8 protein-coding genes and 1 pseudogene are annotated in these 9,225 nt (G+C 62.2%); 2 read left to right on the top strand and 7 right to left on the bottom strand.

From position 1 onward, the window contains the following. The 7 genes from WBR57_RS10940 to WBR57_RS10910 form a co-directional block, all read right to left on the bottom strand. Positions 1-539: beta-galactosidase (locus tag WBR57_RS10940; RefSeq protein ID WP_424083839.1), on the bottom strand; the 539-nt coding region annotated here is incomplete at its 3' end. Further along, positions 529-1,719 carry a glycosyltransferase gene (locus WBR57_RS10935; protein ID WP_424083838.1) on the bottom strand — a complete coding sequence of 397 codons (1,191 nt, stop codon included), beginning with the start codon at positions 1,717-1,719 and terminating at the stop codon, positions 529-531. The genes WBR57_RS10940 and WBR57_RS10935, both read right to left, overlap by 11 nt. Next, positions 1,719-3,710: a GumC family protein gene (locus WBR57_RS10930; protein ID WP_424083837.1), complete on the bottom strand. Its 1,992-nt coding sequence runs from the start codon at positions 3,708-3,710 to the stop codon at positions 1,719-1,721. The genes WBR57_RS10935 and WBR57_RS10930 overlap by 1 nt, the downstream gene beginning before the upstream one ends. 14 nt (positions 3,711-3,724) lie before the next feature. Then, complete coding sequence (locus WBR57_RS10925; protein WP_424083840.1) at positions 3,725-4,501, bottom strand: polysaccharide biosynthesis/export family protein; 777 nt, start codon at positions 4,499-4,501, stop codon at positions 3,725-3,727. Between the two features lie 29 nt (positions 4,502-4,530). Beyond that, a complete protein-coding gene (locus WBR57_RS10920; RefSeq protein WP_424083836.1) occupies positions 4,531-5,442 on the bottom strand; it encodes a glycosyltransferase family 2 protein in 912 nt (303 codons plus the stop codon). Position 5,443: 1 nt separating this feature from the next. Beyond that, positions 5,444-6,907, bottom strand: a complete 1,464-nt coding sequence (locus tag WBR57_RS10915; RefSeq protein ID WP_424083835.1) for a mannose-1-phosphate guanylyltransferase/mannose-6-phosphate isomerase — start codon at positions 6,905-6,907, stop codon at positions 5,444-5,446. Continuing rightward, positions 6,907-8,346, bottom strand: coding sequence for an undecaprenyl-phosphate glucose phosphotransferase (locus WBR57_RS10910; RefSeq protein ID WP_424083834.1), 1,440 nt, complete (start codon positions 8,344-8,346; stop codon positions 6,907-6,909). Before WBR57_RS10910 ends, WBR57_RS10915 begins: the two co-directional genes overlap by 1 nt. A gap of 584 nt (positions 8,347-8,930) precedes the next feature. On the opposite strand from WBR57_RS10910, the pseudogene WBR57_RS10905 reads away from it, so the two are divergent. Together WBR57_RS10905 and WBR57_RS10900 are read left to right on the top strand one after the other, a co-directional pair. Then, positions 8,931-9,083 (top strand): annotated as a pseudogene (locus tag WBR57_RS10905) (LysE family transporter); the annotation flags it as partial. After that, positions 9,034-9,225, top strand: a 192-nt coding sequence (locus tag WBR57_RS10900; protein ID WP_424083833.1) for a hypothetical protein, incomplete at its 3' end; no start/stop codon positions are given. The pseudogene WBR57_RS10905 and the gene WBR57_RS10900, both read left to right, overlap by 50 nt.

Below are 9,225 nucleotides of genomic sequence, written 5' to 3'. Positions count from 1 at the left end.
CCGGCCGGGTCGGCCACCGGGCGCCAGAAGCCCAGCAGGTTGGGCTCGTTCCACACCTGCCAGGCGTTGACGCTGGGGTAGCGCTGGGCCAACAGCGCCATGCGGTTGGCGAACACATTCGGGTCCTTGGGCGGGTACTGGTCCTGATAGGGTGCACCGGCGGGCGCGGTGGTGGCGAAGGGCGCCGAGCCGACCAGGTAGAACACCGACTTGAGCTGGTTGGTTTGCAGGTTTCCCACCAGTTGGTCGAGGGTGGCGACCTGGTACTGGTTCTCCACCGGCTCCAACTGGTCCCAGTGCAGGTCCAGGCGCACCCATTCCAGGCCCAGGGCCTTGAGGCGGTCGATCTGCATCTGGTAACGCGCGGGGCTGAACCACAGGAACTGCGCGTTCACCCCCAAAAAGTCCTTCCATACCACGACCTTGCTGCCCTTGAGCACGTGGCTCTCGGCATCCGCCTGGCGCCCCCACAAAAACGCGGTAAGGCTTAAGGCGACGACCACTGCGAGGGTGGCCAGGTAGGTGCGTTTACGCGCCATGGTTGTCTCCCGCGATGGCCTGTTCGAACAGCGCTTTGAATTTCTGCGCGGTCAGCGGCCACAGACGTTCGCGACCGATTTCGCCGGCGCGCTCGGCCCAGTCCCGGGCCAGCAGCGGGGTTCGCGCCAGGCGCAGCAGTTGCTCGCCGAGTGCCGCCACGTCGCCTTCGGCGTAAATCGCACCGTTGCCGCTGGCGACTTCCTCGGCAAACGCCCGCGCGTCCGAGGTGATCGCGCCGCGCCCGCAGGCGGTGGCCCAGGACAGTGCACCACTGGTGCCGCGCTGGCGTCCCAGCAGGCCGAGTTTTTTCGATTCGCGATAGGGCAGCACCATCACATGGTGCGCCTGGATGGTCTGGGCAATTTCATCGGCCGGCAGGTTCAGCCGCCAGTCGATGGCGTCGGTCAGGCCGAGGGCGGCGATCTGGCTATTGAGCTGCTCCAGGTAATTGCCGCCGGCGCCAAAGGCCATTTCCGCCGCCGTACCGCCGGCCAGGGTCAGGCGCACACGGCCACGCAATTGGGGCGCTTGTTCGAAGACATTGGCCAGGGCCTGCACCAGGTCTTCGATGCCTTTGCCACGGTAGATAAAGCCGAAGTACAGCAGGCGCAGGGTCTCAATCGAGGGCAGCGGCACCGCTGGCACAGCCAGGTTGGCGTGGTTGATCACCGCCACTTTGCCGGGTGGCAGTTGCATGCGTTGGCTCAGGCAGTCGGCGCCCAGGCGGGTGAGGGTGACCAGCCGGGTCAGGCCCTTGGCTACCTGGCGTTCCTCGCGCAGGGTCAGCGGGTCGGCGAGCACCACCGCCGCCTGGGGCAACGGGTTGGGCAAGCGTTCCAGCAGGTTCAACGGAAACGGCAAGTGCTCGCGGCGCCAGACGATGCGCTCCGGGTCGTGCACGGTGGCGGTCAGCGGCAGCTGTGGGTAGGCCTTGCGCAGTTCGCGCAGGGCCAGGAACTCGCCCAGGCGGCCACCGCCCAGCTCGGCGTGGACCAGGTCCACAGTGTGCCAGTCGAAGGCACTGACGGCCTGTTTGATCGCCTCGGAATTGCCCGCCACCCCGGCCAACGGCGTGACCACCGTGACACCAAGGTGTTCCAGCGCCGTGCGGAAATGGTTCGCGTAGTCGGCGATCCCGTTTTTTTCCGGCGGCAACGGGGCGAGCAGGGCGATCCGCATCAGAACGCCCCCCGGTATTTGGCGATGGTGCGCAGCACTTTGCTTGGCACTTCAAACTTGCGACGATTGATGATGATGCCGTCCACCTTGCCAAACGCAGTGTTGAGGATCGACAGCGCATGCTCCACCACCGGCACGGTACTTTTGCGGGCTTCGACCACCAGGCCGATCAGGTCGGCGCGGCGCAGGGTGATAAACGCGTCGCGGTTGTCGAGCAAGGCCGAGGCGTCCAGCAGCACCACTTCGCCCGGCGCCGCCGGTTCAAGCCCGCCGACCCGCACATTGATGCCGTTCTCGCCCAATAACTGGCGCAGTTGCTCCACCACAAAGGTCACGCCTTCGCCATGACGCGCCGAGGTCAGCCCCAGCGTCACGCCGTGCTCGGCAATGCGCGCAGGTTGCAACAGGCTGTACAGTCGGTAAATGCTTGCGTTGAAGGCGTTGGTGCTTTGCGCGGTGGTAGTGTCCAGCTCCGGCAGGGTGGTCCACAGCGGCAGGCCGAACTTGCGCCCCACCAGGCCACCGTCGTGAATGCGCTGGTCCAGCAGGTAGCAGAGGTAGATCACCAGCAGCCCGACGACGATTGCAAACGGGATCGCCAACACCAGCATCACCAGGGTTTTCGGGAAGATCCGGCCCGGGTTCAGGGTGGCTTCTTCGATCACCGCGATGTTGCTGATCTGGCTGTTATCCAGCTCGCGGTCGATGCGCGATTTTTCCAGGTTGTCCACGTACAGCGCGTAGTTGCGCTCGGTGGCATTCAGCTCGCGGGACAGCCGCGCCAGCTCCGGTTCGATCTCCAGGGCTTGCTTGCGTTGGTCTTCAAGGTTCACCAGTTGCTTCTGCTGTTGAACCAGCTGGGTGCGCAACGCCAGGTTGTTGCTCGTCTCATCCAGCAGCACCCGCTGCAGGTGGATTTCCAGGGTATTCGGCGCGCGGTTTTCCGAGGCCTGCACCGTGTTGCTCTCACTCTCGACATGGCGCTGCATCTCACGAATCGACGCATCCAGGGCTTTGATCGGCGGCGCGTTGTCAGTGTAGGTGCGCATCATGTCAGCGCGTTCGAGAAACTTCTGGTTAAGCAGGCGACGCAAATCCTGCTGCTGCGGGTTCAGTGCGATCTGGCGCACCGTGGTCACTTCCTTGGGCTGGCCCTTGAGCTGAGTGCGCGTGCTGCCAATGGCGCTGTCGGACGAGGCGATCAGGCGCGTGGTGTTGAAGGTTTCGCCACGCAGCACATTGATGCGCTCGGACAAATCTTCCAGGCGGTCAGTGATACTTGCCGCACCGATCTCGTTCAAGTGCGTGAGGATCTGCTCCTTGAGGCTCTTGATCTGGGTGGCGCTGGTGGCCGCCTGGCCTTCATAAAACGCGTACAGGCTCTTGCGCCCCAAGGCCTGGGTGCGTTCGTTGATGTAGGTCTCGACCCAATCCTTGACCACGGCCTGGGCAATTTCCGGGTCGCCCCAGGTGAAGCTGATGTCCATCACCGTGGAACCGGCGGCGTGGCTCACTTCAAAGCTCTTCTCGAGGCTGGCGGCCAGGCGTTCCACCGGGGTGGTTTTTTCCACCACACCGACGGTTTCCAGCACCACGCGCAGGCCGTCGAATACCGCACCGATACCGCTCTTGACGTAGTGCTTGACCTTCTTGACGAAGCCCTCTGGCGGCGGTGCGTTGTCGATCACCTCCAGGTAGTGCTCGGCCACCGCCCGCACGATCGGGCGCCCGGTCAGCAAGCGTTCTTCATCGACAATCGGGTCGCGCTGGGTGCTGGGCATGACCAGCGCCTGGCGGTTGCTGATCTCGATCGGCAGGGTCGAATCGCGCCCCGGTTTCACCAACAGGCGCGCGGTGGATTCGTATTTGGCCGGCAGCAGAAATGCCCCCAGCAAAATGATCACCAGCGCCGCGATGGCGGCCAGTTTGAACTCGTGGCGGAAGATGAAGAACAGGCGCAGAAGATCACGAAAAGAACGGATCTCGATCATGGGATGTCGCTCCTTTAGTTATTGCCGCCGCTGGTTCGCGAGTAGTTGTAGCCAACCCCGATGGATTTGGTGAACGGGATCAGTTGGTTCAAGTAGGTATCCACGCCCTGGATGCGCTCGCCCACGTTGGATTTGGGTACGAACACCACGTCGCCGCGTTGCAACGGCACTTGTCGGCGCCCGTTGGGGCCGGTCTTGAGGTATTGGCTGAAGTCCAGGAAGTAGGCGTGGTAAGCGCCCTGGGCATCTTCGCGCAGCAGCGCGACCATGCTTGCATTGCCCGATGGGTTGACCCCGCCGGCGCCGACAATCGCTTGCTCCAGGGTATTGGCCGTGGCGATCTGCACCGCGGTCGGGTTGTTCACCGCGCCGCCGACAATCACCGAGTTGCCCGGCGCCTGGTTGATGTTGACCGTGACGCGTGGCTCGCGATAAATCGGCGTCAGGCTTTTGGTCAGGTCCGCAGCGACCTCGGCGGGCGTGCGCCGCGCCACCTGGATCGGCCCCAGGAACGGGTAGTTGATCTTGCCGTCGTTCTGCACCGTGTACAGCGTCAGCTCGTAGATAGTGCTGACGTTGAACGCCGACAGCGTCGGCATCTCGCCGGCATCACGGACGATGCGCAACTGGTCGCCGATGCGGATGCGTTCCACCGCCGGCGGCAGTTGCGCGAGCTGGTCGAGGGCGCGCTTGCCGTCTTCGACGGTCCGGTCGTCCGGCGGGACAATGCGCGCGGGGGTGTTGCAGGCGGCCAGGGCCAGCATGGCCAGGGCGAGCACGGTAGGTTTGATCAAGGGAAACTTCCTGTAGGTCATGCTGCTCACCTCCAATAACCGGGAAACATGCTGATTCGTCGCTTGAGGGCGAGGGGGAGGCGGCGCTCAAGATGGCCCAGCCGGTAGCCGAGCAATTTGAATGCACTGCGCACCAGCACTTCCGGTACGCGGTGCAAGGCACCGGCTTTGCGCAGGGCAGCGAGTTCGGCCAGCACATAGCGCTTGCCTTCGCCACCCGCATCGCCAAAGGCCTGCTTGATCCACGGTTCGCGGCCGTAGAACACACCAATGTCGAAGTAACGGTGAAACTCATCCATGAGTTTGTAATCGTGGGAGTGATGCACCAGCGCCGTGGCGGCATAGCGCACCTTGTAGCCTTCGAGCAGCATGCGCGCCGCCACATAGGCGTCCTCGCTGCCGATCACATCCGCCGGGAAGCCGCCCACTGCCTGCAGCACACTGCGCCGATAGACCGAGAACGAGTCGGAGCTGAAGCAGGTCTTGATCCCCAGCTCCGGCGCGTCGGCCAGGCTTTTGCTGCGGCTCTGCTCGGGGTAGTTGAAGTGCCGCGACTGCGCGCCCAGCACACCGGCCTCCGGGTGCGGCAGTTGGCGCCCGTAGGCGACGCCGTTGAGCGGGTCCTGCTGCAGTTCGGCGAGCAGGTTGGCGAACGTCTCGGGGGTGGCGGGGATCGCGTCCTGGGTCATCACGATCAGTGCATCGCCGCTCACCTGTTCGCTGGCCCAGCGCCGGGTGCCGCCGTGGTTGAAGTCGCGGGCATCGATCACCTCGACCCGCGCACCGAACGCGCGAAAGCGCGCCACCGTGTCGTCGCTGGAGGCGCTGTCCACCACCAGCATCTCGTCAGGTTGCAGGGTTTGCATCTTCAGCGCCGGCAGCAGGCGCGCCAGGTGGCTGGATGCGTTACGGGTCGGGATGATCAGAGACGTGCGCATATTATTTTTTTACGTCCAACGCAGGCGCACGCCCGTAGATGTCGTCGAAGCGCACGATGTCGTCTTCGCCCAGGTACTCGCCGCTCTGCACTTCGATCATCACCAGGTCAATGATGCCGGGGTTGGTCAGGCGGTGTTTGTGCCCGGCCGGGATGTAGGTGGACTCGTTGGCGTTGATCAGGAATTCGCGCTCGCCGTTGGTGATCTGCGCCGCGCCGCTGACCACTACCCAGTGCTCGCTGCGGTGGTGGTGCATCTGCAGCGACAGCGAGGCCTGTGGCTTGACCACGATGCGCTTGATCTTGAACCGGCTGCTTTCCTCGAGCACGGTGTAGGTGCCCCACGGCCGGGTGACGGTGCGGTGCAGGCTGTACGCCGGATGGTTCTGACGCTTGAGCTCGGCGACGATGTAGCGCACATCCTGGCTGCGGTTGGCGTCGGCGATCAGCAGCGCGTCGGGGGTGTCGACGATGATCAGGTCGCGCACGCCGACGGCGCCCAAGACGCGCTTGGGCGAGTCGATGTAGCAGTTGTGTACGTCATGCAGGATCGCTTCGCCATTGATCTGGTTTCCATGCGCGTCGCTCGGGGTGAGGGCGCGCAGGGCTTCCCAGGAACCGATGTCGCTCCAGCCGATGTCGCAAGGCACCACGGCCACTTGGGTGGATTTTTCCATCAGCGCCACGTCGATGGAAATGTCCGGCGCGCTGCCGAACGCCTGCGCATCGAGTTCACGCTGGCGCGAGGTTTTGTTCTGCAGGGCCTGGCTGTGCTCCAGCGCGGCGCGCGCAGCTTCGAGCACGTCGGGAGCGTGGGCGGCCAGTTCGTCGACCAGGGTGCTGGCCTTGAAGCAGAACATGCCGGCGTTCCACAGGTGCTTGCCGCCGTCGAGGTAGGCCTGGGCGGTGGCCAGGTCGGGCTTTTCGACAAACCGTTTGACCCGGTTGCCGGTGCTCAGCGGCTCGCCTTGTTCGATGTAGCCAAAGCCGGTTTCGGGGTGGTCGGGCTGGATGCCGAAGGTCACCAGATAACCGGCTTCAGCCAGATCACGGGCCTGGGTCACGGCCTCGGCAAACGCCACTTCATTCAGGATCAAATGATCAGCAGGCATCACCAGCAACTGCGCGTCGCCGCCGAAATGCTCCTGCACATGCAACGCCGCCACGGCAATCGCCGCCGCGGTATTGCGGCCGAACGGCTCCAGCAGCAGGTCGAGGGGCAGGTGGGCTTTGTTGACCAGGCGGTAGTCGTCCAGGGTGCGAAACAGCAGGTCGCGGTTGGTCACCGTCAACACGCTTTCCACGCCGGGCAATTTGGCCGCACGCTGGAAGGTTTTCTGCAGCAGGCTCTGGCCATCGCGCATGCGCATGAAGGGCTTAGGCATGTTCTGCCGCGACACCGGCCACAGCCGCGTGCCCGAACCACCGGAAATGATGCAGGGAATTAATCCGTTGAGTGTATTCATCAATAGACTTCCTTGGTGGAAAGGACGGCCGGGACCGTCATGAAGACGATGTACAAGTCAAACCACACCGACCACTTGGAGATGTACTCCAGGTCGTACTCGACACGTTTCTGGATCTTGAACAGGGTGTCGGTTTCACCCCGGTAACCGTTGATTTGCGCCCAGCCGGTGATGCCGGGTTTTACCCGGTGCCGCGAGCTGTACTCGCTCACCGCCACTTCAAAGGGAACACCGGCGGCCTTGGTTGCCGTGGCATGTGGGCGTGGGCCGACCATGGACATGTTGCCCAGTAGCACGTTGAACAGCTGCGGCAACTCGTCGATGCTGGTCTTGCGGATAATGCGGCCCACGCGGGTGATGCGTGGGTCCTGGCGGGTGGTCTGGCGCTCGGCGGTGAAGTCGCTCTGGTCGGTGTACATCGAGCGGAACTTGAACACGCGGATTTCATTGTCGTTGTAGCCAAAGCGGTTCTGGCGAAACAGTATGGGGCCTTTGGAATCCAGCTTGATCGCAATCGCCGTCGCCACCATCACCGGCGACAGACACACCAGCGCCAGGCTGGCCAGCAACACATCCTCGAGGCGCTTGATCACCGGCGACCAGCCGCGCAGCGGTAATTGCGAGGTGTTGAACATCAAGATCCCGCCCACGTCGGTAATGCGGCTGTGGCCGTAACGCAAGGCGGCCATGTCGGGTACCAGCATCACGTTCACCGACATCTGCCGCAGGCGGTTGACCAAGCCGTGGATGCGCTGCTCGGCGGCCCAGGGCAGGCAGATCATCACTTGGTTGACTTGCTCGGCGCGGATCAGTTTTTCCAGGTCGCGGGTGTTGCCCAGCAAGGGCAGCCTGCTCAGCTCCTTGGGAATACGCTCGGTGCGGTCGTCGATAAACCCGACCAGGCCGGAACGGATATCGCCGTTGCGCTGCAAGTGATCGGCCACGTGCACGGCGGTGTCGGTAAAGCCCAGGATGACCGTGCGCTGCAGGTATTTGCCGGCGCGCATCAGCTTGCGGTACAGGCGCAGCATCAACAGGCGTTCCAGGCAGAACAAACCCAGGCTGGCGAAGTACCACGCGGTGAGGTTTCGAGGGGTCAACTGCGGGAAAAATTGCAGGATCTGGTACATGAACAGCAGGATGCAAAACGCCGCCGACCAGGCCTTGATCTTGGTTTTCAAGCGCAGCCGATTGCTGAACAGCTCCTCGGAATAGATGCCCAAGGCCTGGAACAGAATGATGGTCAGGACCGCAAAAAACACCAGCAACCCCAGAAAATGAGGGCGCAACTCCGGGTCCATCGGGTCGAGGAATAACACCAGGACCAGCGGGGGCAAAATGGCCGTAAGACCATGGATCAACTTGACGAAAACAACAAAGAACTCGACGAACCCGGCGCGCGTTAAAAACAGGCTGTCGACGGACGACTTTTCTCGCATAAAAACATCCCTCATTGCACTCCAGACTCTGCTGTTCGGTTGTTTGTTCAATAAAACAGCGGGCTGCTTTAGAGGGCAATTCGAACTGCGACTACGCTGGGTAATACGCAACTACCAATTCAAATGTGTATATCTGTGCAGCGATCCATTTGAAGGGATTTTGCGGGGGTAGTGGCTAAAGGAGTGTTCCTTTATGAATTTAGTCAATGAATTGACGATGGTGCGGAGGTGCCGTACTAGACAGCTTTACTGGTGTTTTTTTCGACATTTTATTGACATTCCTTGTCCGGGAATTCGGTATTGGGGTGTGTTTTTGAGTGTAGGAACAAATGCAGGATTTTTCCTGCTTAAAGGTAAAACCTTTTTCTATTCGCAGTAGGAAAGGGGGACAAAGAGGGTGTGACGGGGCGGGCTAAGTGCCGTGCGGGCGGGGTTTTGGCGGGATCGGAAGTTGCTTTTCAAACGCACTATAAAATTGTGCGGTTCTGCATAAAAGTTGGTGCGCAACAATGTATCCAGCACAATTTTTGTCTGGCCGGGGAGGGCGGCTTAATCTGCCGGTTTTTCCCATGGAGGGCGCGCGCATGATCGATCTCGCAACCCTGGCGGTATTTTCCGGTGCTGTTTTGCTGTTGCTGCTGTGGCCGGGGCCGAACATGGCATTTGTCATCAGCCATGGCGTGACCCATGGCTGGCGCGTGGGCATGGCGTCGGCCCTGGGTATCGGCGTGGCTGATTGATGCTGCTCGGCGGCGTCCTCACATTGATCGCTGCGGTATTCACGCGCTGTTGGGCACTTTTGGCGACGCTGCTGACGGTGCTGGCCGTGCGCCTGGCGCTGATGTCTCGCCCGAACTGACGGGCGAGCGTGAAGTGGCG

The organism is Pseudomonas sp., assembly GCF_049590575.1.
GTDB lineage: Bacteria > Pseudomonadota > Gammaproteobacteria > Pseudomonadales > Pseudomonadaceae > Aquipseudomonas.
The sequence above is the reverse complement of the archived record's forward strand: the minus strand, read 5'-3'. Positions and strand labels throughout refer to the sequence as shown.

Coding starts and splice junctions, on each gene's coding strand:
- WBR57_RS10935 (WP_424083838.1), bottom strand. CDS start 1,719: ATGCGGATCGCCCTGCTCGCCCCGTTGCCGCCGGAAAAAAACGGGATC.
- WBR57_RS10930 (WP_424083837.1), bottom strand. CDS start 3,710: ATGATCGAGATCCGTTCTTTTCGTGATCTTCTGCGCCTGTTCTTCATC.
- WBR57_RS10920 (WP_424083836.1), bottom strand. CDS start 5,442: ATGCGCACGTCTCTGATCATCCCGACCCGTAACGCATCCAGCCACCTG.
- WBR57_RS10915 (WP_424083835.1), bottom strand. CDS start 6,907: ATGAATACACTCAACGGATTAATTCCCTGCATCATTTCCGGTGGTTCG.
- WBR57_RS10910 (WP_424083834.1), bottom strand. CDS start 8,346: ATGCGAGAAAAGTCGTCCGTCGACAGCCTGTTTTTAACGCGCGCCGGG.